Origin of the sequence: Cohnella panacarvi Gsoil 349, from assembly GCF_000515335.1 — a bacterium.
Lineage (GTDB): Bacteria > Bacillota > Bacilli > Paenibacillales > Paenibacillaceae > Cohnella > Cohnella panacarvi.
This window is the reverse complement of the sequence record NZ_KI911563.1, coordinates 3,078,470-3,104,652: the sequence shown is the minus strand read 5'-3', so window position 1 is coordinate 3,104,652 and position 26,183 is coordinate 3,078,470. Positions and strand designations below refer to the sequence as shown.

Annotated in this window: 27 protein-coding genes and 1 riboswitch; of the genes, 4 read left to right on the top strand and 23 right to left on the bottom strand. The window is 55.7% G+C overall.

The window, feature by feature from the left end:
* Positions 1-38: 38 nt before the first annotated feature.
* Positions 39-938: a LysR family transcriptional regulator gene (locus COHPA_RS0114950; protein WP_027086966.1), complete on the bottom strand. Its 900-nt coding sequence runs from the start codon at positions 936-938 to the stop codon at positions 39-41.
* Positions 939-1,069: 131 nt separating this feature from the next.
* Here COHPA_RS0114950 and COHPA_RS0114945 point away from each other — a divergent pair, with 131 nt between their 5' ends.
* Positions 1,070-2,038: a metallophosphoesterase family protein gene (locus COHPA_RS0114945; protein WP_027086965.1), complete on the top strand. Its 969-nt coding sequence runs from the start codon at positions 1,070-1,072 to the stop codon at positions 2,036-2,038.
* A gap of 26 nt (positions 2,039-2,064) precedes the next feature.
* A complete protein-coding gene (locus COHPA_RS0114940; protein ID WP_027086964.1) occupies positions 2,065-2,508 on the top strand; it encodes a GNAT family N-acetyltransferase in 444 nt (147 codons plus the stop codon).
* Between the two features lie 258 nt (positions 2,509-2,766).
* Here COHPA_RS0114940 and COHPA_RS0114935 read toward each other — a convergent pair whose 3' ends face one another.
* The 7 genes from COHPA_RS0114935 to COHPA_RS0114900 all read right to left on the bottom strand — a co-directional run bounded on the left by COHPA_RS0114935 (position 2,767) and on the right by COHPA_RS0114900 (position 9,522).
* Entirely contained in the window at positions 2,767-3,039 is a 273-nt protein-coding gene (locus tag COHPA_RS0114935) for a hypothetical protein (RefSeq protein WP_027086963.1), read from the bottom strand.
* Between the two features lie 122 nt (positions 3,040-3,161).
* Positions 3,162-3,926 (bottom strand): YheC/YheD family protein, encoded by a 765-nt coding sequence (locus tag COHPA_RS0114930; RefSeq protein WP_027086962.1) that lies wholly within the window; start codon positions 3,924-3,926, stop codon positions 3,162-3,164.
* 133 nt (positions 3,927-4,059) lie between these two features.
* Positions 4,060-4,788 (bottom strand): C40 family peptidase, encoded by a 729-nt coding sequence (locus COHPA_RS24540; RefSeq protein WP_027086961.1) that lies wholly within the window; start codon positions 4,786-4,788, stop codon positions 4,060-4,062.
* A gap of 464 nt (positions 4,789-5,252) precedes the next feature.
* Positions 5,253-7,430, bottom strand: coding sequence for a glycoside hydrolase family 3 N-terminal domain-containing protein (locus tag COHPA_RS0114915; protein WP_027086960.1), 2,178 nt, complete (start codon positions 7,428-7,430; stop codon positions 5,253-5,255).
* Positions 7,431-7,611: 181 nt separating this feature from the next.
* The gene (locus COHPA_RS0114910) at positions 7,612-8,466 is read right to left on the bottom strand and encodes an SDR family oxidoreductase (protein ID WP_027086959.1); all 855 of its coding nucleotides are present in this window, start codon (positions 8,464-8,466) and stop codon (positions 7,612-7,614) included.
* Between the two features lie 75 nt (positions 8,467-8,541).
* Complete coding sequence (locus COHPA_RS0114905; protein ID WP_035120993.1) at positions 8,542-8,961, bottom strand: Rrf2 family transcriptional regulator; 420 nt, start codon at positions 8,959-8,961, stop codon at positions 8,542-8,544.
* Positions 8,962-9,156: 195 nt separating this feature from the next.
* A complete protein-coding gene (locus tag COHPA_RS0114900) occupies positions 9,157-9,522 on the bottom strand; it encodes a c-type cytochrome (RefSeq protein WP_027086957.1) in 366 nt (121 codons plus the stop codon).
* Positions 9,523-9,685: 163 nt separating this feature from the next.
* Here COHPA_RS0114900 and COHPA_RS0114895 point away from each other — a divergent pair, with 163 nt between their 5' ends.
* Positions 9,686-10,585 (top strand): ATP-binding cassette domain-containing protein, encoded by a 900-nt coding sequence (locus COHPA_RS0114895; protein WP_027086956.1) that lies wholly within the window; start codon positions 9,686-9,688, stop codon positions 10,583-10,585.
* Positions 10,582-11,370, top strand: a complete 789-nt coding sequence (locus COHPA_RS0114890) for an ABC transporter permease (RefSeq protein ID WP_027086955.1) — start codon at positions 10,582-10,584, stop codon at positions 11,368-11,370. Before COHPA_RS0114895 ends, COHPA_RS0114890 begins: the two co-directional genes overlap by 4 nt.
* A gap of 19 nt (positions 11,371-11,389) precedes the next feature.
* Here the strand turns inward: COHPA_RS0114890 and COHPA_RS0114885 are convergent, their stop codons facing one another.
* The 15 genes from COHPA_RS0114885 to helD form a co-directional block, all read right to left on the bottom strand.
* A complete protein-coding gene (locus COHPA_RS0114885) occupies positions 11,390-12,178 on the bottom strand; it encodes a TetR/AcrR family transcriptional regulator (protein ID WP_027086954.1) in 789 nt (262 codons plus the stop codon).
* A gap of 108 nt (positions 12,179-12,286) precedes the next feature.
* Positions 12,287-13,831, bottom strand: a complete 1,545-nt coding sequence (locus COHPA_RS0114880) for a malate:quinone oxidoreductase (RefSeq protein ID WP_084760724.1) — start codon at positions 13,829-13,831, stop codon at positions 12,287-12,289.
* 263 nt (positions 13,832-14,094) lie between these two features.
* Entirely contained in the window at positions 14,095-14,937 is an 843-nt protein-coding gene (locus COHPA_RS0114875; RefSeq protein WP_035120990.1) for a bifunctional 5,10-methylenetetrahydrofolate dehydrogenase/5,10-methenyltetrahydrofolate cyclohydrolase, read from the bottom strand.
* A 56-nt stretch (positions 14,938-14,993) separates the two neighbouring features.
* Positions 14,994-15,073: riboswitch (ZMP/ZTP riboswitch) on the bottom strand.
* A gap of 48 nt (positions 15,074-15,121) precedes the next feature.
* The gene (locus COHPA_RS0114870) at positions 15,122-15,799 is read right to left on the bottom strand and encodes a YetF domain-containing protein (RefSeq protein ID WP_027086951.1); all 678 of its coding nucleotides are present in this window, start codon (positions 15,797-15,799) and stop codon (positions 15,122-15,124) included.
* Positions 15,800-15,865: 66 nt separating this feature from the next.
* A complete protein-coding gene (locus COHPA_RS0114865) occupies positions 15,866-16,282 on the bottom strand; it encodes a DUF1259 domain-containing protein (RefSeq protein WP_027086950.1) in 417 nt (138 codons plus the stop codon).
* 25 nt (positions 16,283-16,307) lie between these two features.
* A complete protein-coding gene (locus COHPA_RS0114860) occupies positions 16,308-16,733 on the bottom strand; it encodes a DUF1259 domain-containing protein (RefSeq protein WP_027086949.1) in 426 nt (141 codons plus the stop codon).
* Between the two features lie 158 nt (positions 16,734-16,891).
* Positions 16,892-17,344: a helix-turn-helix domain-containing protein gene (locus COHPA_RS0114855; protein WP_027086948.1), complete on the bottom strand. Its 453-nt coding sequence runs from the start codon at positions 17,342-17,344 to the stop codon at positions 16,892-16,894.
* Positions 17,345-17,512: 168 nt separating this feature from the next.
* Positions 17,513-18,049, bottom strand: coding sequence for a histidine phosphatase family protein (locus COHPA_RS0114850; protein ID WP_027086947.1), 537 nt, complete (start codon positions 18,047-18,049; stop codon positions 17,513-17,515).
* Between the two features lie 183 nt (positions 18,050-18,232).
* On the bottom strand, positions 18,233-19,303 hold the full coding sequence (locus tag COHPA_RS0114845) for an alpha/beta hydrolase (RefSeq protein ID WP_027086946.1): 1,071 nt from the start codon (positions 19,301-19,303) through the stop codon (positions 18,233-18,235).
* A 163-nt stretch (positions 19,304-19,466) separates the two neighbouring features.
* Positions 19,467-19,982: an SRPBCC domain-containing protein gene (locus COHPA_RS0114840; RefSeq protein ID WP_027086945.1), complete on the bottom strand. Its 516-nt coding sequence runs from the start codon at positions 19,980-19,982 to the stop codon at positions 19,467-19,469.
* A gap of 17 nt (positions 19,983-19,999) precedes the next feature.
* A complete protein-coding gene (locus tag COHPA_RS0114835) occupies positions 20,000-20,350 on the bottom strand; it encodes an ArsR/SmtB family transcription factor (RefSeq protein WP_027086944.1) in 351 nt (116 codons plus the stop codon).
* Between the two features lie 148 nt (positions 20,351-20,498).
* Positions 20,499-21,245 carry a spermidine synthase gene (locus COHPA_RS0114830; RefSeq protein ID WP_027086943.1) on the bottom strand — a complete coding sequence of 249 codons (747 nt, stop codon included), beginning with the start codon at positions 21,243-21,245 and terminating at the stop codon, positions 20,499-20,501.
* A gap of 124 nt (positions 21,246-21,369) precedes the next feature.
* Positions 21,370-22,929 carry a tetratricopeptide repeat protein gene (locus COHPA_RS0114825; RefSeq protein WP_027086942.1) on the bottom strand — a complete coding sequence of 520 codons (1,560 nt, stop codon included), beginning with the start codon at positions 22,927-22,929 and terminating at the stop codon, positions 21,370-21,372.
* Positions 22,930-22,945: 16 nt separating this feature from the next.
* A complete protein-coding gene (locus tag COHPA_RS0114820; RefSeq protein WP_027086941.1) occupies positions 22,946-23,599 on the bottom strand; it encodes a FusB/FusC family EF-G-binding protein in 654 nt (217 codons plus the stop codon).
* 60 nt (positions 23,600-23,659) lie between these two features.
* The gene (gene helD / locus COHPA_RS0114815) at positions 23,660-26,077 is read right to left on the bottom strand and encodes an RNA polymerase recycling motor HelD (RefSeq protein ID WP_027086940.1); all 2,418 of its coding nucleotides are present in this window, start codon (positions 26,075-26,077) and stop codon (positions 23,660-23,662) included.
* Positions 26,078-26,183 lie beyond the last annotated feature (106 nt).

Below are 26,183 nucleotides of genomic sequence, written 5' to 3'. Positions count from 1 at the left end.
ACCATTAACAAGGACACCCGATTAGGGTGCCCGTAACATTACAAATCACTACCTGTCCGCAATCTATCGCTGATAAATCGCACGAACTCGTCGGCTATCGGCGATAAGGAGGTATTCGTGGCGGTGCAGAGCGCGATCGGCCTCACTAACTCTATATTGTGAACGAATACTCTCGCGACTTCTCCTCGCTCCACGAAATCTCTAACTGCCATCGCCGATATGAGATTTGCCCCATAACCTGCGCTGACGGCTTTAATCGTCTCGGATAACCCGTTGAACTGCATGCCGATCTTCGGTTGCCTGACGTTGTACGTGCGGCACATGGACATAAACCGCTCGCGCGTCGAGCTCCCTTCCTCCCGGATGACGAACGTTTCCTCCAACATCTCCTGCAAGGGTACCTCCCGTCCCGCCAGCCGATGTCCCGGAGGAACGATGAACCATAGCTCGTCGTCCATCAAGTGCTCCCACCGCATGTTCGGCAGTTCCCACGCTCCTCCTATTATCGCAAGCTCGGCGGTTTGATTGCGGATCAATTCGAACGCTTCCTCGCTGTTTCCGGTCATGACATTAATCGTTATCTCGTCATGGATCGCCTTGAACGTCGCAATATGCTTCGGAAGCAGCTCCGTTGCCGGCAAATAGGTCGCGGCAATCGTCAGCTCTCCTCTTCTGCCTGCGGCGATGTCTCTCATTCTATGCTCGATCTCCTGTTCGACCGCGAACAATTTGGAGGCCATCCGATGCAGCTCTTCCCCGGCATAGGTGATGCCCACGCCTCTGCCTGCGGGATGCACTAGTTTGATTCCCAGCTCTTGCTCGAGTTTACGGATATGCTGGGTCACCGCCGGTTGGCTGATATGCAGCTCTTCCGACGCTTTGGTAACGTTGCCGATTCGCGCGACGTAATAGAACACTCTCAGGGCATGCAGGTTCAACGCGGCCACCCATTTCGTTGATTGATTAGTTTAACTTATGAATTTAGCACTATTATATATTAGTATTCCGTCATGCGCTGTATTATTTTGTAAGCATAAGAGAGCATTCGATAGAGGCAGGAGAGCTGACGATGAACCCTTTGAAATTTCGGCAGGACGGAACGTTCAAGATCGTGCAATTCACGGATATCCATTGGCAGAACGGAGACGCCGAAGACATGCAGAGCAAGGACTTAATGAACGAGATTCTCGCTATCGAGGCTCCCGATCTTACTGTCTTCACGGGAGATATGATTCACTGCGAGCAATCCCGGCACCCTGGGGAGGCTTTCGTTCAAGCGGTGTCGGCCGCCATCGAGCGGGGAATTCCGTGGGCTTTCGTATTCGGCAACCATGACGCTGAAGAAGGCATAACGCGCGGCGCCTTAATGGCGCTGGCGCGGCAGCTTCCCGGATGTCTCGCGCAGCCGGGACCGGACTCGATTAGCGGAGTCGGTAACTATTGCTTAACCGTTCACGCCTCATCGGATCACGGTCATGCAGCTGCAGCCTTGTACTTGCTGGACTCCGGCAGCTACGCCCCTTCTTCCGTCGGAGGCGCCGCGTGGATCAAGCGCGATCAGATCGACTGGTACGTCGGGCAATCCAAGATACTTGAAGAGCTGAGCGGCGGGCGGGCAATTCCTTCGATCGCTTTCTTCCATATTCCGTTGTCGGAGTTTAACGAGGTTTGGGACTTTCACCGCGCTTACGGGCACAACTACGAGGGCGTCGGCTGCGCCAGGATAAATTCGGGGCTGTTCCATGCTTTCGTGGAGAGAGGCGACGTACGCGGGGTGTTCGTGGGGCATGACCACGTTAACGACTATTGGGGAGAGCTTCACGGCATCCGGCTCTGCTATGGCAGGGCAACCGGATTCAATGCCTACGGCCGAGACGGCTTCCCGAGAGGGGCTCGCATTATCGAGTTAAACGAGGACGGAAGAGCGTTCAAGTCATGGATGCGACTGGAGGACGGCATTCTGATGACAGATCAACCGCCGCACTCGCCAGCGACCGGCGATATGATGGTCCAGCTTAAAAAACGAATAGTGGTGTAATCAAGCGGGAGAGGAGATGAGCCGATATGCGACAGGATTACGTCATTCGAGAAGCCATGAACCCCGATACCCCTTCCCTTCGCGAATTGATGCACGAGCTAAGCGGAGCGCCGATCTCCACCGATGACATGCAGAATCGCTTGGATATGGTTCGTTCCAGCACATCGGACTCCATATTCGTCTTTGAACAGAGCGGAGAAGTGCAGGGCGTGCTCGTATTCCGAATCAGGGAGAACGTTAGAGAAGTTAGTCGATACGGCGAAATATGCATTGTCGTCGTCCGATCGGACGCCAAACGCAGAGGGATCGGGAAAGCCTTAATGGCGTTCGCCGAGAACAAAGCGAGGGATCTCGGGTGTCTCGGTACTTATTTGATTAGCGGCTTTGGCCGAAAAGACGAAGCGCATCGGTTTTACTTGGAGCTCGGATATGAAATTACTGGCTATCGATTCGTAAAGTCGCTAATCTAGGCTCGGGAAACAGGATAATAACAACGATTTGCTGTTATTTCGTCTACCACGGTGTCACGATCGCAGAATAACAACGATTTGCGGCTATATCAATCCTGAACCGGTCAACTCCCGCTATTGTCGCGGAATAACTGTCGTTTTGACGTTATTTTCTCGATTCCCTAGTTTACCCGAATAATAACTATCGATTCGCTGTTATTCGCCTCGCCTCACCCCGTTCCGCCTCATGCATGCAATAAAAAAAGCACCACGGCCTTCTTAGGCAGCGATGCTAAACCTGTTGTCACGTCCGCCGAGCCGATCGGAGATGACACGCAGCTCCCGCAGTAGATCGTCAAGTTCGGAGCGGAGTTGGTGAAGCTCGCTCGTGCATTGTTGCTGCAGCCGGTCCAAGTCGCCGATGCCGAGGTTGCCGGTGCGAATTTGGTACGTTAGTTTGTTTTGCATCGTCTCGCTGTCGCTGAGCCGGTATTCGGGCATGGTTGCCGGTTCCTGTCTTTGCATCGTCATCATCGTCATCATCGTCGCCATTACGATTGCCCCCTTGTCCTATTTTCCCCATCGTAACGAACCTATGTTAACCGCATATTAAATTCGGATTAGGATTGCGTAAGAAAAGCCGCCCTTGCTATTGGGCGGCTTTCCGTTGCCGTTTATCGCATTCTTCCGTAACTCCTCGCGTACTTCATCATCGTCCGGTATAGGCTTTTGTCGCGAAGCGACTTTAAGGCGCTAATTCCAGGACGCGTATTGACCTCCAGAATCCACAGCCTTCCTCCGCGATCGATCGCGACATCCAGTCCGAGCTCCTTGAACCTTGAGCTTCGCCGGTTGAAGCAACGGGCCGTGTGCAAGCCTAGAAGCTTCAATTGCCGTTTATAGCCGCCGATCCGGGATTCTCCGAAACCCGCGCGCCGCAGCGTCGGTCCGAGCAGCGCGAGCTTGCCCCCGGAATGGTAATTCGTTACGACTTTACCTGGCTTGCCAAGCTTAACGAACATGACGGTCGGCACCCAACGGCCCTTGCGCGCCTTCTGCAACGTCACTCGTATATCGAACGGCCGGCCGCCGGAAGACCGCAAATGAACGCCTCTCTGAAGCAAGTAGCTCCGTCCGCGGGCAATCCGCTTTAGTCGGACGTACAAAGAACCGACGGAGGTCGCCTTCGTCGTTCTCCAATCTTTCCGAACGTTGAACCGTCCGGAGGATATCCGCACGATCCGAGCGATCCCGTTCCCGCCCGTGCCGCCCGTCGGTTTGAAATACACCATTCTATAACGCCTTGTCATCTTCTGCAGCGACGTCCGGCTAAACAGCTTCGTCTCGGGAACGAACCGTCTCACGGCTCGGTCCGACAGCAACCATTTCGTCTTGGTCCACTTGCTCTTGACCGATAAACTTCTGCTCTTCCTAGGCATAACATCTTCACCTCCGCGCGACTCGGGATAGATTACTACTCCGCGCCGCGGAACGGCACGGCGGATACCCGGGTCGATCCAGACAAAGAGGCTGCCGGTTCGGCAGCCTCTCTGATCTTGCGGAATATGCGGCTTACAGTACGCGGCGTCCCGTGACGTAATGCTGGGACCAATAACCGGAAGTGATCGAATTGATCGCGATCCCGTTCTTGGAAGGCGTATTGTGGATCATCTGGCCGTTGCCCATGTAGATGCCGACGTGGTTGATGACGCCGTTGTTGCTGCCCTTCGTGTCGAAGAAGACGAGGTCTCCCGCGCGCAAATTACCCTTGCTGACGTAAGAGCCTTGTTTCTTCTGGGCGCTCGTGCCCCACTTTAGGTCGACGCCGACTTTGGCGAAAACGAACTCCGTGAACGAAGAACAATCGAATATCAATTTGGACGGATTGCGAACGCCGTAGGAGTAGTGGACGCGCCCCTGATAACTCTTGGCGATGCTCACCACTTTGCTGGCTTTCGAGCTGCTGGTCGCGGTAGTGCTTGGGCCGTTCCAAGTCGAATATTTATCCGCCGCCGAGATGTACCCGCTATTGCCCTTCTTATCGAACACATGAAGCCAGTAAGCGTTTGCTTGCCCGACGACGTGTACCATCTCTCCGCTCCCGATCGTGCGGATGACGCGAGAGCTTGTGCTCGGGCCGACCCGAAGGTTGACGCCGCTAGTGATCTTCGTCTCGTAGCTGGTCGCTGCGGAAGCATTCGGAGTAAACTGGGCTTGTCCGACGCCGACGGCTCCGAATCCGATAGCGGCGCACAGGCCGAGAGCCATCATATGTTTAAGAATAGGCTTAGGTGCTGTCATGTGAATCCCTCCATGGATGACTGGTATGCCTCTACGATAGCACACAATCTAGCAACCTAATCTTTTCCACGAGAGGGATATAGCTTGTCGGGACGGGCTAAACCGCGCTTTATGAGAATAAATTGAAAAAATTCTAATGATATCCCAGCCGAAAAGTCCAGCAAAAAAAAGCACCGGCCAATAGCGCTTGGCGGCGGTGCTTTCCGCAGGTTGTCGATTAGTGATTGTTGCCGGAGGAGTTGCCTTTTTTGTCGGACGATTTCGTTCGCGTGTTCTTGGCTCCATGGCCTTGCTGCTTCGACACCCAGATGCCCTCCTTTGCCGTAACATAAGCCTATTGTGGCTTATTCCGCGGAAGGTCATCCAAGATTGCGCCGGAGTGTTCGCCAGCGTTGCGGCCGCGCGTTCGTGCGCTAATCTCCCCGGATGAGAGCCCGCTCCGGGAGGCACGACGCCGTATTCGCTTATTCCACCTTGATCTTAGCCGATTGTCCTACGCTCGAGTTCGGGCCGACATAGAGCGTGAAATCGCCCGGCTCGACCGTCCGCTTCCCATTCTTGTCGATGATCGCCAAGCTGTCCGCGCTTACTTGGAACGTCGCGCTCGCGGACTCTCCCGGCGCCAACCGGACTTTGCGGAAACCGATCAGCTTCTTCAGCGGTTGAGTCACGCTTGCCACCTCATCGCGTACGTAAAGCTGCACGGTTTCCTCGCCGGCGCGATCCCCGGCATTCGTCACCCTCACCGACAGTTCCAGACTCTCATCGGCCTTCATCGACGAGCGATCGGTCGTAACGGAGCCGTATTCGAATCGCGTATAGCTCAGACCGTAGCCGAACGGATACAGCGGCTCCGTCGTCGAGTCGATATAGTAGGACGAATAGACGCCGGCCGGCGGTCGGCCTGTCTTCTTGCGGTAGTAATAGATCGGCACTTGTCCGACGTTGTGCGGGAACGTAACCGGCAAGCGGCCGCTTGGGTTATAGTCGCCGAACAGGACGTCGGCGATCGCGTTGCCGCTCTGCACGCCGAGATGCCACGCTTGGACGATCGCCGATGCGTGCTCCTGCAACCACGGCAGCGCGAGCGGACGGCCGCTCAGCAGTACGGCCGCGATCGGCTTGCCGGTTCCGGCAACCGCTTCGACCAGCCTGCGCTGCGCGCCCGGCAGATCGAGCGAGGTGCGGGAACGCGATTCGCCGCTCATCTCGAGCGCTTCGCCGAGCGCAACAACGACGACGTCCGCTTGCCGCGCGGCGGCGACTGCCGCTTCGATCCCGACGACGTCCTCGGAGTCGATCGCGCAGCCTTCCGAATAGTGCACTCTCGCGCCGGCCCCGGCCGTTTGGCGAATCCCCGCCAGCAAGCTGACGACGTCGGACGGATTGCCGTCGAACGCCCAGCAGCCGAGCGGATCCTTATTATTGTCGGCGAGCGGACCGATAACCGCGATGTTGACGATATCCTTGCTCAAAGGCAGCACTTGCTCTTCGTTGCGCAGCAGGACGATCGATTCCCTGGCCGATTCGCGCGCCAGCTCGGCGAACGAAGCGCGCGCGGACGCGGACTCCTCCGGCGACGGAATTCGCACGAAAGGCTGCTCGATCAAGCCAAGCTTGATCTTAACCGCGAGAATGCGGCGTACCGACTCGTCGATCACGCTTTCCGGCACTCGATCTTCGCGAACGAGCTTCGGCAGATGCCGCATGTAGAAGCCGGAGTGCATGTCCATATCGCAGCCGGCCAGCACGCTCAGCTCGGCGGCTTCCTCTTCGCTGCCGGCCACGCCGTGCACGAGCAGTTCTTGAAGCGCGTTGTAATCGCTCGCCACGATGCCCTCGAAGCCCCATTCGTCGCGCAATATCGCGCGCAGCAAGTAAGCGTTCGCGCATGCCGGGATGCCGTTCACTTCGTTGAACGAAGCCATGATGCTGAGCGCTCCCGCCTCCACCGCTTCGCGGAATGGCGGAAGGATCACCTCGCGGAGCACGCGGTCCGACAGATCGACCGTATTGTAGTCGCGTCCTGCTTCCGCCAGTCCGTATCCCGCATAGTGCTTCGGACAGCTGGCCGTGCTTTGGCCTACTCCGTCAGCCACCTGCGAGCCTTCTACCCAAGCCTTCGCGTATTCGGACGTCAGCAACGGGTCTTCGCCGATGCTCTCGGCGATGCGTCCCCACCTGGGGTCTCGGCTAATATCGATCATCGGCGCGAACACCCACGCGACGCCGTCGGCCATCGACTCCCGCGATGCGGCTTCCGACGTCCGGCGCGCGATCTCCGGATTCCAAGCGGACGCCTGCGCCAGCGGGATCGGGAACACCGTCTTATACCCGTGAATGACGTCGCGGCCGATCAACAGCGGAATGCGTTGCCGTGTATGGTCTTGTATCAGCTTCTGCAACTCATTCGCTTCCACGGCGCCTGACAAGTTGAAGACCGAACCGACGCGTCCTTGACGGATTTCCTCGCGCAGCACATCCCGCTGCGATACGCCCGTCTCCGGGTTGATCGGGTTGAAGCCCCAATCGTATTGCGTCATTTGCCCGACTTTCTCCTCGAGCGTCATGCGCGATATAAGCCAATTCGCCTGACGGACGATCTCTTCCGTCATCCATTGGCGCGGCGACGCTTGCGTCATGAACAATATGCCTCCTCATTAAGACAACGATGTTGCCTTAATTATAATCTGAGGCTAGTCATACTTACATAAACAATATGGTCGAAAGCCTCAACGATCTGATTGTTCTTCCTTCGTCCCAATCGTCTCATAACTTAAAAAGCGCCCGACAATGGGCGCTTTGATTGCGAAACGAATCGGTTTACTTCATCAATCGGCGCAGCGCTTCGCTGATCGGCGCCAGCGGGCGGCCCAGGAGCTTCTGGAAATCGTTGCTCTCGATCGCGAGCGAGCCCGCGCGAATGCCTTGCTGAATGCCGACGACGATCGGGATGGCGAAGTCCGGCACGCCCGCTTGCTTCATGATTTCGGCGTACGTTGCGTCATCGACTTGCTGCACGGGAACTTCCTTGCCCAGCACGCCGCCGATCGCGGCGGCCAATTGCTCCTGCGTCAGCAACGGACCCGACAGCTCGTACACGGTATTCTCGTGTCCTTCTCCGGCCAGTACGGCCGCCGCGGCTTCCGCGTATTCTTGGTGCAGCGCCCAGCCGACTTTCCCCGAGCCCGCGGAAGTTACCCAAGGCGCTCCGGCGATCACGCCTTGAATGCTCGGCAGCTCGTTCTCCAAGTACCAGTTGTTCCGCAAGAACGAATAGGGAATGCCTGTTTGTTTAATCGCCTTCTCCGCAACCTGATGCGGCGGAGCGAACAGAATCGTGCTGTCGGTTGCGCCCGCCAAGCTCGTATAAGCGATGAATCCGACCTTCGCGCGGGCAGCCGCCTCGATCGCGTTCGTGTGCTGACGGATTCTCGTCTCCGTGTCTCCGTCCGTCGAGATGATCAATAGACGATCGATCCCCGCGAAAGCCGAATCCAGCGTTGCCGGCTGATCGAAATCTCCTTGCCGCACCTCTACGCCCTGCTCCCGCAGCCGGACTGCTTTCTCCGGGTTACGAACGCTCGCCGCGATACGATCCGCCGGAACGGTCTTCAACAATGCGTCTACCACTTCCGTGCCCAGCTTGCCCGTTGCGCCTGTAACTAGCATTTTCATCGATTAAGCCTCCCTAACTTGAGTTATAACAATAACGGTTACAACAGGTGGGAAAATAAAAGCTCCTTAGAGCTTTCAACGAGCGAACTTGGCAAGCAGTTGCGCGATCGACGTCTGCGCCAGCCTCTGTTCCATGAGCGCCTGCGCTTGCTCCAATTCCGTCCGGAGGACGTTCTCGATGTTCTGCCCGACCGGACAATCGATATTGGAGTTCTCGTGAATGCGGAACAGATGATCGTCCTCGGCCGCGTTCACCGCGCGATAGACGTCAAGCAACGTGATCCGCTCGGGATCTTGGCGCAAGGAAGCTCCGCCGACGCCCGGGCGGACGTCTACCAGTCCGGCTTTCTTCAACATCCCGATAATTCTGCGAATGACGACCGGATTCGTGTTGACGCTGCCCGCTATGTAGTCGCCGGTACATTCCGCGGGATTCGTCGCGATAAGCGACAGAGCATGAACCGCTATGGAAAAGCGCGTGCTGATTTGCTTCAGTTGTCTCACCACCGTTGTAACCATTGTAGTTACTACCGGACGCTCTGTCAAACATTTCGCCAGGCGCACCTTAGGCCCCTTGATCTGCTCGAAAGAACTTGAAGAAGGCTGGCAGCTTCGCCGAGACGAGCTCCAGTCCTTTGAACCTAAAGGGCACCCACTCGGGTGCCCTTTAGCCGCGCTACGCAGCCGGCGCTATTTCTTCGCCGCCAGCCAATCCGCCAATGCCTTGATTTCATCCTCCGTTAATCTCCCCTTGAAAGGCGGCATGCCGCCTCCGCCATTGGCGATCTGCGTCGCGATCTGCTCAGCGCTCATCTCCGCGCCGACGTGCTGCAAGTTTACATTGCCTCCCAGATCGGCCCCATGGCAAGCAATGCAGCTTTGCTGATAAATCGCTTCCGCGTTCGACGCTTGAACTCCCGTCGTTCCCCCAGGCGACGGCGTGACGGCGCCCGTCGGAGATGGGGACGGCGTGACATTGTTGTTATTGTTGTTACCGCAAGCGGACAACATCGCAACCAGAAGCAAGCTTGTGCAATAAAAAGTTGATGGTTTCAATCGAAGACCCTCCCTGCAAGTGCATGCCGTTAAGGTGTGCATTCCTTCGCACCCTCATACACTTGATATGGAAACGGAACATCCGTCTGAAGGATGATGACATTTTAATTGTGTATGTTATATACTGATTATATGATACACAATTTAGAGTGGAGTGATGGTTGTGATTCGGAGTGCCATCGAGGTAGTCAATTTGCGCAAAAGCTTCGGGAAGCAGGCCGTGCTGGACGGAATCAGCTTAACGGTGGGAAAAGGATCGATATACGCCCTGCTCGGACCGAACGGAGCCGGGAAGACGACGCTCATTCACATCTTGTCGACGCTAACCGCGCCCGATAGCGGCTACGCGAGAATCGAAGGCTGCGACGTCGTCCAAGACAGGAATGCGGTTCGGCAAGCGATTAGCCTGACCGGACAATTCGCGGCGGTGGACGAAGTGCTGACCGGCCGGGAAAACATCGCGATGATGGCCCGTCTGTCCGGACTATCGCCGGCGGAGGCTCGCATTCGGACGAACGAGCTGCTTCGGCGGTTCGATCTCGAGGAAGCTGCGGGGAAGCGAGCGAGAACGTACTCCGGCGGCATGCGACGCCGGCTTGACCTTGCCGTGAGCCTGGTCGTCGACAAGCCGGTGCTGTTCCTCGACGAGCCGACGACCGGGCTCGATACGATTAGCCGCCGATCGCTGTGGGAGATCATTCTGCAACTGAAGCAGCAAGGACGAACGATCTTCCTGACGACGCAATATCTGGAGGAGGCCGATCAGCTCGCGGACGAGATCGCGGTGCTCAGCGGCGGACGAATCGCCGCGACCGGCACGGCCCTGGAGCTTAAAGCACGCGTCGGAGGAGAAGTGATCGAGCTTCGGAACGCTCAGGACGAAGTCATTCGCGCGATACCGACGAGCGGCGACGTCCAAGACGTACGGCGGGCACTGAACGAAGCCGCGTCCGCTTGCCCCTCGGATACGAGGGTCGTGATCCGCAAACCTAGCATGGATGACGTATTCGTCGCGTTAACGACCGATCACCCTATCGAATCCAAGGAGGCTACTCTCGCATGAATTTTTCCCGATCAACGGTACAACCCGCTAGCTTCGCGGCGACGAACGCCGTCTTCATCGGCCGCAGCATCCGCCACAGCTTGCGCAACGTCGAAGCGCTGATGATGGCGATCATTCTGCCGATCATGCTCATGCTGATGTTCACCTACGTGTTCGGAGGCGCTATCGATCCGAGCGGCGACTACGTGAATTACGTCGTGCCGGGCATCATTCTGCTATGCGCCGGCTTCGGCTCGTCCAGCACGGCCGTCGACGTCGCGACGGACATGAGCAACGGCATTATCGACCGGTTCCGGACGATGCCGATCCGCAGCGTAAGCGTGATTACCGGCCATGTCGTCGCCAGCCTCGCCCGCAACTTGCTCGCCACGGGCATTGTGATCGGCGTCGCCTTGCTCGTCGGCTTCCGCCCCGATGCCGGCATCGGGGACTGGCTTGGCGCGTTGGGTCTTGTCGTTCTGTTCATTCTTGCCTTCACTTGGCTGTTCGCCGCCATCGGTATCGTAACCGGCAGTCCTTCCGCCGCCAGCGGCTACGGCTTCGTGCTACTGTTCGTCCCGTACCTGTCCAGCGCGTTCGTCCCGACAAGCACGATGCCGTCTTGGCTGCAGGGAGTCGCGGAGCATCAGCCGATTACGCCGGTCATCGAGACGATCCGGGCGTTGCTGACCGGCACGCCGGTCGGCGATAACGGATGGTGGGCGCTCTCATGGTGTTCGGCGATACTAGCCGGAGCCCTGACTTGGTGCGCGATCGCTTTTCGCCGGAGAAGCGGACGGCGATAATAACAAACAGCGTCTTAGCCTATTGCCGGCCAAGACGCTGTTTTTCGTTCACGTAATGCTCAATGCCGTCCAGTATCCGCTCAAGTCCGAACTCGAGATCGTTGCTGATCGGGTTCTCGACTTCTTCCGTGTAAGCGCCGGACTGAACGAGCGGATGTAAGTTAGGAAACCGATCGGGGGACACCAGTTGCCGAAGCGCATCCCCGTAACCGAAGCCGGAGAACGCTTCCGGACTTGCGCCTGCGCGAACCGCGCTGTCCATGTCCCGGGAGATTAATCCCACCGACCGCGCGTAGCTGCTGATCAGGAGCACGAACGACATTTTCTCGAAATCGTTCAGAGGAAAATCTTTCATCACCCGCAACATCCAGTCGATGACGAGCAAATTGCCCGGAGTGAGCGGCACTCCCGTAATCGGGATATCGCCGAACCACGGGTGCTTCTGAAAGACGCCGACGCACGCCCAGACGTACTCTTTCATTTCCTCGCGCCACGGCTTGCCCGCTTCCTCCGGCGGTATCGGGATGTTGCAGATCGTATCCTGCATGAGCACGAGCAAGTCTTCCTTGCTCGTAATATAGCGGTATAACGACATCGTCGTAAAGCCGAGCGACTGGGCAACCCTGCTCATCGAGACTGCCGCAAGTCCGTCCCGGTCGGCGATCTCGATCGCGGCGTTCACGATTTTCGGGATACTGAGCTCGCCTTTCGGCCCTCTCCGCGACGGTTTGACGATCCCCCAGCTCAGCGCAACGCCGGAAGGCAATTGACTAAGGGAGTCCCCGTTCTTTGCATGATCGCGATCCATTCAAGCTCTGCCTCCATCACGAGTCCAAGTACAGTAAATGTATATTGTATATACAGTATAGCACAAAAACAAACGGCCTCCGCCCCTTAGGGTCGAAGGCCGTCGCTATTAGACATGCTGCAATTCGCGTTCTTGCACAAGTCCGAGCGCGCTTGCCGTCGTAGCATGGATTTCTTGAATGAGTTCGGGATTGTTGAGCAGCTTCAGTCCGAAAGATGGAATCATTTCTTTGATTTTCGGCTCCCACTCCAGCGCATACTGAGGGAAGCACTTGCCGATGACTTCCAGCATCACCGAAACGGCGGTAGAAGCGCCAGGCGACGCGCCGAGCAGGGCAGCGATCGAACCGTCGGCCGCGCTGATGACTTCCGTGCCGAATTGCAGCGTTCCTCGGCCGCCGGCCGCCGTATCTTTAATGATCTGAACCCGCTGACCGGCTACGAGAAGATCCCAATCCTCGCTTTTGGCGTTCGGAACGAACTGCCTGAGCGATTGCATCCGTTTTTCCTTCGACTGCATGACTTCCTTGATCAGGTATGTCGTGAGCGGAACGTTCTTCACGCCAGCCGCCATCATCGTAACGAGGTTGTGCGGTTTGACGGAAGTGACCAGATCGAACATCGAACCGTTCTTCAGGAACTTCGGCGAGAAGCCGGCGAAAGGCCCGAAGAGAAGCGTCTCTTTATTGTCGATGACCCGCGTGTCCAAATGCGGAACGGACATCGGAGGGGCGCCGACCGGCGCTTGGCCGTATACTTTGGCGCGATGCTGCGCGATGACTTCAGGGTTATTGCACACCATGAACAGTCCGCTGACCGGGAATCCGCCGATGCCTTTGCCTTCCGGAATGCCGGACTTCTGCAGCAAATGCAGGCTTCCGCCGCCTCCGCCGATGAAGACGAACTTCGCTTTATGGCGCTCCACGTTCCCGCTTGCGACGTCCCGCACTTTCAAATTCCAAGATCCGTCGGCGTCGCGTTTGATATCGTCTACGTTCCGATTGTATTGAATAGCGACGTTCTTGCGGTTCAAATGGTCGAACATCATGCGCGTTAAAGCGCCGAAATTAACGTCGGTGCCGGATCCGATTCTCGTCGCCGCGATCGGGCCGTCTACTTTGCGGCCTTGCATCATCAGCGGAATCCATTCCGCCAATTTCGCCGGGTCGTCCGTGAAATCCATGCCCTCGAACAGCGGATTGGCGGACAACGCCTCGAACCGTTTGCGCAAAAACGCGACGTCCTTCTCTCCTTGCACGAAGCTCATATGAGGCACCTGCACGATAAAATCGCGCGGGTTGCGAATAAGCTGGCTCTGGACGAGATAAGACCAGAATTGCCTGGAAACCTGGTACTCCTCGTTGACTTTGATCGCTTTGCTAATATCTATCGATCCGTCCGGTTTCTGCGTGGTGTAGTTTAGCTCGCAAAGCGATGAGTGTCCCGTGCCCGCGTTGTTCCATTCGTTGGAACTTTCCTCGCCCGCCGTCGCCCGCCGCTCGAACACCGTGATGGTCCAGTCCGGCACTAGCTCCTTCAGTAACGATCCCAACGTCGCGCTCATGATGCCCGCGCCGATCAGGATAACGTCCGTATTGCGTTCTCTATCGCTCATGGCTACCTTCCTTACTGCTTTATTTGGTAGAAAAGGCATAGGCGCTCCTGTCCGCATAGCAAAACAGGGTGCAACGTCTCGCACCTTTTCCCGTTCAATATGATCTAGTATATCACTAATGTCGCGCGGATTGAGATATAACCTAATTATAAGGTAGATATAATCTATTTATAACCCGTAAGTTACAGGTCGATTAACCAACTCCTGCTTGAGGAACTGATAGAGCTTAAGAGCGGCATGCTGCAAAGGATACATCGATTCCTTGCACAAGATTCCGGAAGTCATGGCAACGCACGAGCAAATTAGCGTCTTCGCTCCGCGGCATCGACCGTATGCTTCAGCAGCATGGCGATCGTCACCGGTCCCACGCCTGCGGGAACGGGGGTCATGGCTGAAGCGTACGGAAGGCAGGCCTCGTAGTCCACGTCCCCGACGTTGCCCGGGTTATACCCGGCATCCAAGATGACGGCGCCAGGTTTAATCCAATCGCCTTGCACGAACTTGGACCTGCCGACCGCGGCGACCACGATATCCGCCGATCTTACGTGATGCTCCAGGCCGACCGTCTTGGAATGGCACGTCGTCACCGTCGCGTCTTGGTTCAATAGCATGGCCGATACGGGCTTGCCGAGGATCGGGCTTCTGCCGATGACGACCGCGTGCTTGCCTGCAACGGGCAACTTGTAGTAGTCCAAGATAGCCATAATGGCGGCAGGCGTACAGGACGGAAACGCCGCGAATCCGAACGCGTTCTGGGCGAAACCTTGCGTCGTCACCCCGTCCACGTCCTTGTCGATCGAGATGGCGTCGAATGCGGCCCGTTCATCGATATGGCGGGAGACCGGGTGCTGCAACAGGATGCCGTGAACGTCCGGATCTTCGTTTAACGCTTGAATAACCGCGATCAGTTCCTCCGTCGTCGTCCCGCTAGGCAGATCCACGCGAACGGATCGGATGCCGAGCCGCTTGCACGCGTTTCCTTTCATCCGAACGTAAGTAGCGGAAGCCGGATCGTCACCGACCAAGATCGTCGCCAGACAAGGCACGATTCCATGCGTAGCAAGCTTCTCCACGCGTCCCTCTAACCGTTCCTTGATCTCCGCCGCGACCCGGCTTCCGTCTAAAATCAACATTCTCGATTCCATGCTCATCATCCCTCTCCATTGGATAAAAACAGAAAGAGGCAAGGGGATAATCCCCTTACCTCTGCCCAGGCGAACGGCCGTATGAAGCATGCGCTCCCCCGTGGTACTCCACGTTTCGCCAGTTACGCATACCTTGAATTTACTTCATTGTGCCAGATTAAAAGCAATAATTCAATGGCCGCCGCTACCGCATCGTCTGCACGAAAATTCCGTCTCCCGCCAACCACTCGGCAAGAAATACTTTCTCGATATCCGTTACGTTCTGGGCATGCAGTTGCTTCGTCAACCACGTCTCGTCATAGCCCAAATCTTTAATCTCGTCCCATAACACTTTTCCGTCTCGAATGAGCGTAACGGGCACGTGAACAGGCTTCTCGGGCAGATTGAATTCCTCTTGGGTCGTCTTCTGATACCGGGCTTTCTTCAGAATGCTGATAGACCCGTTCGTTTCCAGATAACAGTAGGCGACTTCCCTAATCGAGAACGTCTCGCTCTGACGGAGCAAGCTTTGCAGTTGATTCACGTTTAGTCGGGTTTTCTTCAACTCGTCCCGATCGAGAACCCCGTTCTTGATCAGCGCCACCGGCTTTCCTTCGACGAGGCCCCTAAACCTCAACGACTTCTGGGCGATATATTCGACAACGAGCAAGAGAGAGCCCCACAATATCATCGAAAAGACGACTTCGAACAAGGTGACCTCGGGGTCGTACAGGGCATTGCCGAGAATCTCCCCGATGACGATCGCGGTAATGAAGGTGAAGGGCGTCACCTGGGTAATGATTTTTCTCCCTACGATCTTCACGATAATAAAGAGAAGGAAGAATCCGATGACGAGTACGCAGGCTAGATTCAGGAATTTCATCATGGTCCCCTGCCCGGTTGGAGTGATGTTACGTATCCATCTTACCCCGAGCGGCTTGCTGTAATACTAACCCAAGAACGCGATAGAGCGCTTCACTTTTCTCGCAAAATCGAGAGGTTTGTCTATCGACTCCCAGTGGATATACATCAGGCGCGGATTCTCGTTCAGCCAGTGATTGTGGACGGCCGTTACTTTAACGCCGTTATTGCGAAGGTTGGTCAGCAAGGTGTTGACTTGGTTCTGGAAGAGCGCCGTCTCTCCCAAGCAGAGCGCGCGGCCCGAGCGGTCCAACGATTCGAACGAGAACAGTTGATAACGGACCAACGGCGATCTGGTACGTCTTCCTAGTATCGAGGCATTGATTATTCTGTTTCTCGTAACGAAGCAGACCGGGCCCTTCGTGATTTCGTGCTCCGTTCCGCCAAGAATCGTATTAAATTGATCGCAAAGCTTTCTAAATTGCTGGCTGACGGTTACCGCCATATCTAATCATCCTCTCTTTATCTGCTCAGCCTAAGAAGGCGATCGATTGTTTGGTTCTTGTAGCGAACGTAACCGGATTCATAATCGCTTCCCAGTGCATGTACATCAGGCGGGGGTTTTCCTTCAGCCAGTGATTGTGAATCGCCGTCACTCTGATCCCGCGCCTGCGGAGATTCGAAATCAATCGGTTAACCTGGTTCTGATGCACCGCCGTCTCGCCCAGACATAGCGCGCGGCCCGACCGGTCGAGGGATTCGAACGAGAACATCTGCATGGAAACGAGCGGCGAGTTCGTCCTTCTGCCCAGGATCGTCTCCCTGAGATTCGTCATGCGCGTGACGAAGCAGACCGGACCTGCTTCGATCTCCGATTCGCCCCCTAATATTCTTCCGAATTGGGCGCATAGCCTTTGGAATTGCGGGCTTACTTTCGCTTTTGCTTTTGCCGCCATATGAATCCTCCCTTTAATCGCTTTCCGGATACACTATGTTCGAAGCCGGAATACGACATGGACAGAGATCCCCACGACTTGCAAAATAGATGGTTATACATAGAAGAAGAGCCCGACAATACGGGCTCTTCTTCGTCTGCTCGATTGTTTCGCAAGCTTCAATCGGCTTTATATTTGTCCTTTAGTCTGTCCGAGCCTATTCCCGCGCCGACCATCAGGACGAGCGGTCCGAAGTTCCATATCCATGACCCGCCGGGCAATTCCGCATCCAGATCTACGACCTTATTGAGGAAAAGAACGACCAGCTTAATCACCAATAGCGCGGCACCGGTCAGGAATAGCACGTCGAACGTAAACTTCAGCCTCGGATAGGACAGCCTCTTGGCATCGTTAATCACTTTCTTGGTCAACTCCTCGTCGCTCCTGAGCAGCTCATCGATCGTTACGCCGAACAGGTCGCTTACTTTAATAATCGTTTCGATGCTGGGATAGTTCTGGCCGTTCTCCCACTTGGAGATCGACTGCCTGCTGACATAGAGCTTCTCGGCCAACTCGTCTTGCGACCAGCCTTTATTCTTGCGTTCGTTCTTAAGCTTCTCTCCGAATACCATCTCTGCGCTCACTCCTCCTCGATCCGTACCCCATTATGGTTACGACCCCTGCCGAAAGTAAAGAACGGATTCGTTGCGGACCCCGAAACGCCCGGAAACCTCAGGTTGCACGGGCAAAAAAACAGCCGCTTACGGCGATTATACCCGTAAGCGGCCTTTTGCGTTCGCCTATGCTTTCTTCTCGAAGGCGTATAGCTTTCCGTTCTTCGCCACCCCGAAGCCGGGACCGCGATATCCTCTTGCGATTAATTCCTTGCGCATATATTTCATCAAAGCCCCGTGACTCACGATCAGCACGTTGCCCTCATTCCGCGACAAGGCTTGATCCAGAAAATCGCCGATTCGGGCTTTGGCAGCTTCGATATCTTGGCGGGTTCGCGCATGGAATAGCCACGATAACCGGATGAGAAGCGCCCACGCCAAAAGGGGAAGCTTCCGGTTCGTCTTGAACGTCGGAGCCGGAATTTCCCGCAGCTCGGACATCTTCTGAATATCCGGCCCGTAGATCTTCTCCGCCGTGCGGACCGCCCTCGTCATATCGCTCGAATAACAGCGACTCCATTCGATACCGCCTAAATCGGTATGTCCCTCTTCGATATCCGCCTCGTCATATTCCCGAAACCATTGTTCGACTTCGCGGGCGTTGACTCGTCCCGACGGATATGCCTGTTTGACTTTGAAATGTCTTACTAACCCTACTTTCATCTTCCACGACCCCCGACAGCAATTGTATTTCTACTCATATCCTCAAATACTAGCACGACCGCCCTATTAGTGCCAATAATTGTTTATCGCCGCAGGCATTGCCGGAGGTCTGATCGGCGCATTATGGATATTACACGAACAAGCGGTTGAGCTTCGATGAGCTCAACCGCTTGTTTTCATAATCTACAGCGTTACCCTTACTACCTTCTGCGCTGCCTGCGCGTCGCGATTTCCGAACGCCAATCGGCTAAAGTTGTAAGCGCCGTTATTCCACACTTCGAAATCATGGAGACCGCCCTGAATCAGAACTTCGTAATATCGCCCGAGCCGATCCCCCGCCCGTTGCGGCAATCCTTCCGTCGAACCCGCGTAACTGCGGACCGCGATTTCATCCGCGTCGCCGCAAGAGATGAATAACGAATGAAGGCTATTAGCGGAAGCCGCCAGACTCGTACCAAGCGTCCGACCGTCGCTTGACGTCGGCGCGTTCGAGAAAGCGCCGACGTAACCGAACATGTCGATCATACCCGGCGCGAGCACCGTCTGGGCCAGGCCGTTGTCCCATACGCTCTCGGTACCGGTGAACTTCGTCGAATCGTATCGGTACCCGCCGACGATTAAATTCAGCGCTTGCATACCTCCCATGGAAAGTCCGGCGATGGCTCTGCTCTCGCGGTTAAGCCGGACTCCCTCGGTCGTAGCGTCCTTCACGTTCGCTCGGGTATTGTAGGTTGATTCTATGAAAGGAATCAGATCGTATTTCAGCTCATAATCGAAATAGTAGAACCCCAGCATATGCGTCCCTTCGGTTCTGAACGTGCGATCCGTCCAATCGTGCGCGCTTCTCCCGTTCGGGAATACGACGATCAGCGGGTCGATGTCGCCGCCGGCGATCAGGCGGTCGAACAGGTTGCAAACCTTATATCGTTCGCCGACCGATCCGTTGTCGCTTAACCATTCATACTGGTTCCCGCCTACCCCGTGCAGCAAATACAACACGTTATACTTTACGGCCTTATCGTCAGGGTCGTATCCCGCGGGCAGGTAGACGTTGCAACTCTTCCGTATGGCTTCGCCCTTGACGGTTTCCCTTCCCGCTTCGCGGCTGTCGATCGCCTCGCCCGCTACTAGCTGCCGCGACTCATTAATGTAATGGCCGACTGGATAGGAAACTTCTTGAATCGTCCCTTGGAGATCCTCGCCGACAGGCGTGAAATATTCGGCCGGTACAGCCGTTACTTGACGATCGCTCATCGTTTATTACTTCCCCCTTAGGTGAAATCCTCCATTCCATCCTATCATGCCGGTAACGCGACAAGTAACCCGACCAAGTATAGATTCGGCTTTCATATCTATGCATACAAAAATCATCCCCTGCCCAGCCAACGAGGCTAAGCGGGGGACGATCGCATTCGGTTTACCGCAGCGACTCCACGATTTCGCTCAGGCGATCCCACGTTTCGGTAATGCCATGCAGCATACCCATGTCAAGGACGGTCTTGAGCGCTTCCTCAGACACGTATTCCGCACGGTTGACCAGCTTCGTCTTGCCGCCAAGATCGATAAATTCCAGTACGATCTCGGTAGCGGGCAATTCAGGGTTGGAATTACCTTCGGCATCAGAGAAATAATCGGTGTAGGCGAGCATCTCCGGCTCGGCGATTTCCTTGTAGACGCCTTTGCCCCAAGATTCCATGCCGTAGAATTCGCCTTGACTCTCATCGACGCACTTCATGCAGTAGTGCCATACGCCCCCTGGACGGAAGTCGATGTTGCAAACCGGAAGCACCCACCCTTTCGGCCCCCACCAACGCTTCAAGTGCTCCGGCTCCTTGAACATTCTGAACAGCAGTTCGCGCGGCGCATTAAATTCGCGTTCCAGTACGAGTACCCGATCGTTCTCTACTCTCGACACCGTGGCATTATTCGACATTGTCATTCCTCCAATAATTAGGGTTTATGAATTTTACGATCTTGTATTTCACTCAAGTAATCATCAAGATTATCGAATCTCTCTTCCATAATGCTTGTGAAGCTTTTCACCCAAGCATCCAGAGCTTTGAAAGGCTCGGGCCGGAGCTTGTAGATCCGGCGATTGGCTTCGGCCGTGACTTCCACAAGGCCATTGTCGCTTAAGACTTTCAGATGCTTCGAGGCTTGGGGCTGACGAAGCCCGAGCTTATCCGCGATTTCGCCTACAGTCAGAGGGCCGTCGCGCAGCAGCGCGACGATATTCATCCGGTTCTGTTCGGCTAACGCGCCGAGCGTCGTCATGCCTATGCTCGGCTCTCTCCCAGCCATCTCTCTCACCTCGTTAGATTATGTTCTTCGGTATTCTCCTCCACTCCTTCATCGTAAGTCATCTTCTTGTTGTTTACAATATACCCCTAATTGAATATTCCCGTCAAGGAATATTTAAATAAAATAAATGACCACCCTTTCGGTTGGCCTAATTGTCCCTTAACCGATGACCTCGTTCGATATCTATCTCCGTAAACCCGGCCATTCGCTTCTGCCGGGCTTCGATCGGCCGATGGCCGCCGGCGATAATCACATTACCGGCATCGCTATCGCCCGCTCCGACCACCGGCAAATAATAAGCGCTTACGTGCTCGCACGTCTCGCATAGCGTCGCGTAGATTGCGGAGATTAACCGGTCATTCCGGCGCTTCCCCGTAAGATTCAAGATGGCAGCTCCTGCCGGACGAAGCTTGTCCATCGCGGTCTCGAAAAACTGCAACGTTAACAGATGCCACGGTGTTCCATTCGGGGTGAATGCGTCCAGAATGACGTAATCAAAGGAGCGAGGCGGCTGCTCCTCAAGAATTCGGCGTCCGTCCCCGATGATCACATGATCCGTCCGGCAACCGAAGTATTGCTTGCTCAGCTCCACGACTTCATCGTCGATTTCCGCGACGACGAACCGCTTGTTCGGATAATGCGCGGCGATCGTTCCGATACCGTGACCGATGACGAATGCGTCCTCGAACGAGGGAACGTGGCTATCCATTAGATGAACGACGGCCTGCTGATATTCCAGCACGACCCGTCGCGGGTCTCTCAGATCCATGGCGCCCTGCACGGCTCCGTCCTCGAATCCCATCAAGCGGTATCGCCCCGTTTTCCCATACAGCTCGGACGATTCGTATATCCGGATCTCGTTGAACCTGCCTGCCGTTTTCGCCAACAGTTGCAATACGACACCCTCTTTTCGACAATACTACCCTTGGCAGTCCATTCCAGCCTGAAAACGAGGGATAACGCGCTGACTTCGCTTCGCGCTTCCTTGTTCGTCTTTGGGGCGATCGACAGAAGATGGCTTAATCGGCTTCGAGGTGATTCAGCAAAGCCAGCGCCTCTTCATGCCCGGGCTCAAGCTCAAGCAATTTCCTCAGATAACGGCCTGCATCCTCGATGGAAGCCAACTCGAAACAGCAAATCGCCAAGCAGTAATAGACGGTCGATACGACCTCATCCGGGTCCTGCTCTACCGATATTTCCAAGTACCGTTTGGCGTGCTCGTACTCTTCCATCTCGAACAGGATCAAGCCCGCGTCGAGCGCCAAGTCATACCGCTGGGCCATGACATAGTACGACGACCACATCCGCTCGATTCCCCGCGATAAATCCAGCTTCTCTTCATCGCTTGCTTCCGGCAGCAAAGCGGAAATCCGCTTCGTCGCATGGATGAACCATTCCGCATCGTATCCCCCCAGCCTCCAGAAGCTTAGCAACTGCTGCAGCCCCATGTCGTCGAGGCTCCGATCCACCCACTGCTTCAGACTGAAAAACTCGTCCGGGCCGAAGCGCTCGACGCTTCGACGGTAGGCTAATCGGGCTTGGGCATAATCCTTCGGTCGATCCAGGTTAAGAATGCAGCCGACGTTCAAGTTTTTATAATGCTGCGAGGGGAATAACGCCTCCGCCCCCCGCGCTTCGTACATATGCTGAATCGCATGGTAGTTCGCCGTTAAGGAAAAGCTCCCGTGCAGGATCAATTCCGGCGGCTCCGCGAACTTCCAGCTGTCCAGCAGATGATCTCCCTTGTCGGCCGTAATCAAGAGAAATCCCGATCGCGACAGCCCGTTTAATCTCTCCAAGCACGTTAACCCGGCCGCAGGAAATAAAACATGCGAATCCTCCAGCCGTTCCCGATAGACGTCAATGACGTCCCGGAAAGGATAGGCTGCTTGCTCGTATTCGGGAGCCCTTCGAGGATCCTCGTAGCTTAACGAGATTCGATTCAACCGTTCGGACGGTTTAAGCGTATCCTGCCGATCGGGATATTCCACGCGCACGTCAACCTCGTAGATCCGCCCTTCTCCGACGTAAAGCAGCTCTTGCGGGATGCTATCGAAGAAATAATTGGCCACGATCATGAGCGGTTGTCGCATATCGCCTTCTCTTAAGGTCGCGCCGGAAAGGATCAGGTTTAGCTCCGTATCGTGAACGGCATCGAATCGCGCGAAATCCAGCAGGCCGGCGGCGATGAAAGACTGCAGCGCGGGATGCTCCTTCCAGGTCTGCACGTTGCTCATCGCCAAATCCGTCATGACATAACGGAAACCGGGCAGTTTGATCCCCGCGTAGTCAATCAACCGGCACAGCTCATGCAGCACATGGTAAGCTAGACGCCCCGCTCCCGCTCCTAGCTCTACGATATAGACGGTCTCCGCATCGTATCCCAGATTCGCCCGATCTTGAAGAAATCCGAAGATCAGCTCCGCGTAGGCGGCCGCGATCATCGGATTGGACGTGATATATTGCGGCACCTGATCATTAAGCCAGGCGCGCGTGCCTTCCTCTTCGTAATACTGCCGCTGGATGTTCCAGATCGGCGCTTCGCTGAAGCGGTAGCGTTGTTGAGATGCAGTTGACATGGGAATCCTGCTCTTCCTATACCGTAACCGATACAATGAATTTTTCGAGCGCAGACACGTCGGTAATGTTATTGTTGCAATCGTGTCCGTTCAAGCAGATGTAGTTTCCGACCGATCGATAATCGTCGGAAGAAGCATTCGCCGGCCGATTCTTCGAGATCGCGGAGAAGAAGACGAGCTCTTCGTATCGGTTGCATGCGAAGCAATAGCTCTTCTTGTTCGACTCCGTATATCTTCCTTCTACGCCGACGAACTGTCCCCCGGCCTCATAGACGATGTACATCTTATTCGTCTGGATATCGATCCAACTCAGATAGGTGACCCGGCGAAGATCGATCTGCGCGAAGTCGGGCAGCTTCAGCTTCTTGTTCTTGGGGAACAGCTTCCGAATCTGCTGCTCGGATATCCAAGGGAACGCAACCCGATAAGGCTCGAGCGCTTGCAAATAACTTCGGATATCGTCCGCCGTCTTCATCACCGCTATGGATTCCAGCAGCGCCTTCCGATAATCGGTTAATCCGGTGAAGAGCGCCGCTACCTTGGCTTGGGCGCCAGAACGGACCGACTCGACGATCATCGGATCGCTGACCGTTCGAAGCGCTCGAAGGACGGACTCCGCTTGGTCGCGGATACAATTATATTGGTGGTTTCTAATGAATGGCTCGTTCATGGCAGTCAGCCCCTTGAATGCCACTATCATAACCGACTCGGCGAGTAAAATAAAGCCTGCTTACCGGGCGCTCTCATACAATGACGGGTCAACGTCTTGCAGGAACGGCGTCCATTCTCCCGTCGAATAGAGCATAAGCCGATGCATCGCGCGCGTGCACGCCGTGTAGAACAGCTTGCGTTCGCTTTCCCGATCGTACGTCCGCGAAGAAGCGTCATAGATCAGCGCCGCGTCGAATTCGACGCCCTTCGCGAGATACGCGGGGAGAACCAACGCCCCCTTCTCGAAGGTCAGCGTATTCTTGGTCACCAGCTTAATCCCTTGACATCCAAGCGCGGTCAAGGACTCGTAGGCGACTCTGCTCTCCGCCGCCGTCTTCGCGATGACGGCGATCGATGCGAAGCCTTCCGCCCGGAGCGCCTCGATGTCTCCCGCGATCCGCTCCGCCAATGGCACACCGTCGTCCGCCTTAACGAGGATCGGCTTCTTCCCTCTTCTATCGAAGGGAATAATCTCCTCGCCCCCCGGCAGCAACGACTTCGTAAATTCCACGATTTCGCGCGTCGACCGGTAACTGCGAACGAGACGGATCAACTTCGTCTCCGATTCGCCGTATAACCGGATCAGAGGCGATTGATCCCCGTGCAGCTCCGTCGCTTGCGTGAATATAGCCTGGCCGAAATCGCCGAGTATCGTCATGCGGGCGCGCGGAAACAACCTGCGGAGAAACTCGTATTGGAACATCGAATAGTCCTGGCCTTCGTCGACGAACACATGCCGTACTTCCGTGCTCATTCGAACGCCTTCGACCAACTCTTGCAGATACAAGAACGGCGTTGCATCTTCGTAGAACAGCTCTCTCCGGCTCAGCTTCTCTGTCGTTTGCTCGCAGATTTCCGGCCAAAGCTCAGGCGCTTCCGCCCCGTTCGTCATCGCCTGAAAAGCATGCTGATCTTCGAACAACTGAGCGTATAACCCGAACTTGTCGATGAACGCCATCCGCTTCACGCTGCGCCTTAACGGTTTGAATCTCTCCTTCGTGACCATGCCGCGAAGCAGCGCTTCCTCTCGTTCCGCATAATCGAAATCGCCCTCGTCATTCCGTCGCTTGCCCAGCAGTCTCTCGCGGATTTCCTCGAACTGTTCGCCGAAATCGAACACGTCTCGCTCCTTATGCAACTGGCTGAACGCATCGGCATACTGCTCTTTATCGAGATAATCGAGCTCCTCCTGCACCCAATCCGCTTCCTGCTCTTTCCGTTCTAGCAGGGCGAGCTCTTTCAGCAGCCATTCTTGAAGCAGGATCACGCGATTGGTTAGACGCACCGAAGGATCATAGCCGTAGAATTGCTCCTCCATTTGCTCCTCCGTAATCAGATCGCGATCCCTGAACCGGATGCCGCGGAACTTCATCCCCTCCCGCTCCAGCCACTGAGAGTAACTTCGAAGCGTCTCCAGGAACTTCACGGAAGCTTTGTACGCAATACCCTTCAACCGAGCCCGATACTCCGGCGCCGCTTGCTCGGTCAACACGTATTCGATCTGATCGAACGGGTCTTCAAAACTCAGCTCCGAACCGATACCCTGTTCGAGATACTCTTGGAACGTCGCCTGCTGCATATTCTCTTCGCCGAGCTCGGGCAACACGGTGGATACATAGCTGTTAAACATCGGATTCGGCGAGAACAGCACGATTTGATCGGCCTTCAGCCGATCGCGGTGCTTATACAGCAAGTAAGCCACCCGCTGCAGCGCCGCGGACGTCTTGCCGCTTCCGGCCGCTCCTTGCACGATAAGCATCCGGCTGCCGTCTTCCCGAATAATCGCGTTCTGTTCCTTCTGGATCGTCGCCACGATGCTTCTCATCTGGGCATCCGCGCCTTGGCCGAGCGCCTGCTGCAGCAGTTCGTCGCCGATCGTTACGCTCGTATCGATCACGTTCCGGAGCTCCCCGTCGCGAATCTGATACTGCCGCTTCATCTCCATCTTCCCCGTCACTCGGCCGCCCGGCGTATCGTAAGCCGCTTCCCCGGGGGAATAGTCGTAGTACAGGCTCGCAACGGGCGTACGCCAATCGTAGATCAAGAAGCTAAACCCGTCAGAGTCTACGAAGGAGGCTACTCCGATATAGATGGGCTCGGTATAGCCTAAGCCGTCCTCACTGAAGTCGAAACGCCCGAAGTAAGGAGAAGGAAGCAGCCGCTTCATATTCCTCCATTGTTGCGTACGCAGTCGATGGCTGCGCTCCCGTTCGGTCAACAGCGCCTCTTGCTGTTTGATGCTATAGAAAGTCTCCTCGAAATCCTCGTTGTTGCTCGTGTTGACGGTCACTTCTTCCCAGAACCGTTTGCGGATTTCGACCGCCTGCTCGCGCAATCCGGCCACTTCCGGCTCCAGCTCCGCGATTCTCGCCTGCAGTTTCTCCGTAACGATCCCCAGTCGTTCCCGCTCTTCCTTCCAATCCTTCTCGTCGATCATCTTCAGGACACGCTCCCTCCGTCATTTTGCGAGCTCCAAAGAACGTTTGACAAACCGTAAAGCCTTGTGCTACAATTAATTTAGAAAGATAAGATGCGCTAACTAC

Excerpts from the sequence above, each read along its gene's own strand:
- COHPA_RS0114945 (WP_027086965.1), top strand. The coding sequence starts at position 1,070 with ATGAACCCTTTGAAATTTCGGCAGGACGGAACGTTCAAGATCGTGCAA.
- COHPA_RS0114940 (WP_027086964.1), top strand. The coding sequence starts at position 2,065 with ATGCGACAGGATTACGTCATTCGAGAAGCCATGAACCCCGATACCCCT.
- COHPA_RS0114935 (WP_027086963.1), bottom strand. The coding sequence starts at position 3,039 with ATGGCGACGATGATGACGATGATGACGATGCAAAGACAGGAACCGGCA.
- COHPA_RS0114930 (WP_027086962.1), bottom strand. The coding sequence starts at position 3,926 with ATGCCTAGGAAGAGCAGAAGTTTATCGGTCAAGAGCAAGTGGACCAAG.
- COHPA_RS24540 (WP_027086961.1), bottom strand. The coding sequence starts at position 4,788 with ATGACAGCACCTAAGCCTATTCTTAAACATATGATGGCTCTCGGCCTG.
- COHPA_RS0114915 (WP_027086960.1), bottom strand. The coding sequence starts at position 7,430 with ATGACGCAAGCGTCGCCGCGCCAATGGATGACGGAAGAGATCGTCCGT.
- COHPA_RS0114910 (WP_027086959.1), bottom strand. The coding sequence starts at position 8,466 with ATGAAAATGCTAGTTACAGGCGCAACGGGCAAGCTGGGCACGGAAGTG.
- COHPA_RS0114890 (WP_027086955.1), top strand. The coding sequence starts at position 10,582 with ATGAATTTTTCCCGATCAACGGTACAACCCGCTAGCTTCGCGGCGACG.
- COHPA_RS0114885 (WP_027086954.1), bottom strand. The coding sequence starts at position 12,178 with ATGGATCGCGATCATGCAAAGAACGGGGACTCCCTTAGTCAATTGCCT.
- COHPA_RS0114880 (WP_084760724.1), bottom strand. The coding sequence starts at position 13,831 with ATGCCTTTTCTACCAAATAAAGCAGTAAGGAAGGTAGCCATGAGCGAT.
- COHPA_RS0114875 (WP_035120990.1), bottom strand. The coding sequence starts at position 14,937 with ATGGAATCGAGAATGTTGATTTTAGACGGAAGCCGGGTCGCGGCGGAG.
- COHPA_RS0114870 (WP_027086951.1), bottom strand. The coding sequence starts at position 15,799 with ATGAAATTCCTGAATCTAGCCTGCGTACTCGTCATCGGATTCTTCCTT.
- COHPA_RS0114865 (WP_027086950.1), bottom strand. The coding sequence starts at position 16,282 with ATGGCGGTAACCGTCAGCCAGCAATTTAGAAAGCTTTGCGATCAATTT.
- COHPA_RS0114860 (WP_027086949.1), bottom strand. The coding sequence starts at position 16,733 with ATGGCGGCAAAAGCAAAAGCGAAAGTAAGCCCGCAATTCCAAAGGCTA.
- COHPA_RS0114855 (WP_027086948.1), bottom strand. The coding sequence starts at position 17,344 with ATGGTATTCGGAGAGAAGCTTAAGAACGAACGCAAGAATAAAGGCTGG.
- COHPA_RS0114850 (WP_027086947.1), bottom strand. The coding sequence starts at position 18,049 with ATGAAAGTAGGGTTAGTAAGACATTTCAAAGTCAAACAGGCATATCCG.
- COHPA_RS0114845 (WP_027086946.1), bottom strand. The coding sequence starts at position 19,303 with ATGAGCGATCGTCAAGTAACGGCTGTACCGGCCGAATATTTCACGCCT.
- COHPA_RS0114840 (WP_027086945.1), bottom strand. The coding sequence starts at position 19,982 with ATGTCGAATAATGCCACGGTGTCGAGAGTAGAGAACGATCGGGTACTC.
- COHPA_RS0114835 (WP_027086944.1), bottom strand. The coding sequence starts at position 20,350 with ATGGCTGGGAGAGAGCCGAGCATAGGCATGACGACGCTCGGCGCGTTA.
- COHPA_RS0114825 (WP_027086942.1), bottom strand. The coding sequence starts at position 22,929 with ATGTCAACTGCATCTCAACAACGCTACCGCTTCAGCGAAGCGCCGATC.
- COHPA_RS0114820 (WP_027086941.1), bottom strand. The coding sequence starts at position 23,599 with ATGAACGAGCCATTCATTAGAAACCACCAATATAATTGTATCCGCGAC.
- helD (WP_027086940.1), bottom strand. The coding sequence starts at position 26,077 with ATGATCGACGAGAAGGATTGGAAGGAAGAGCGGGAACGACTGGGGATC.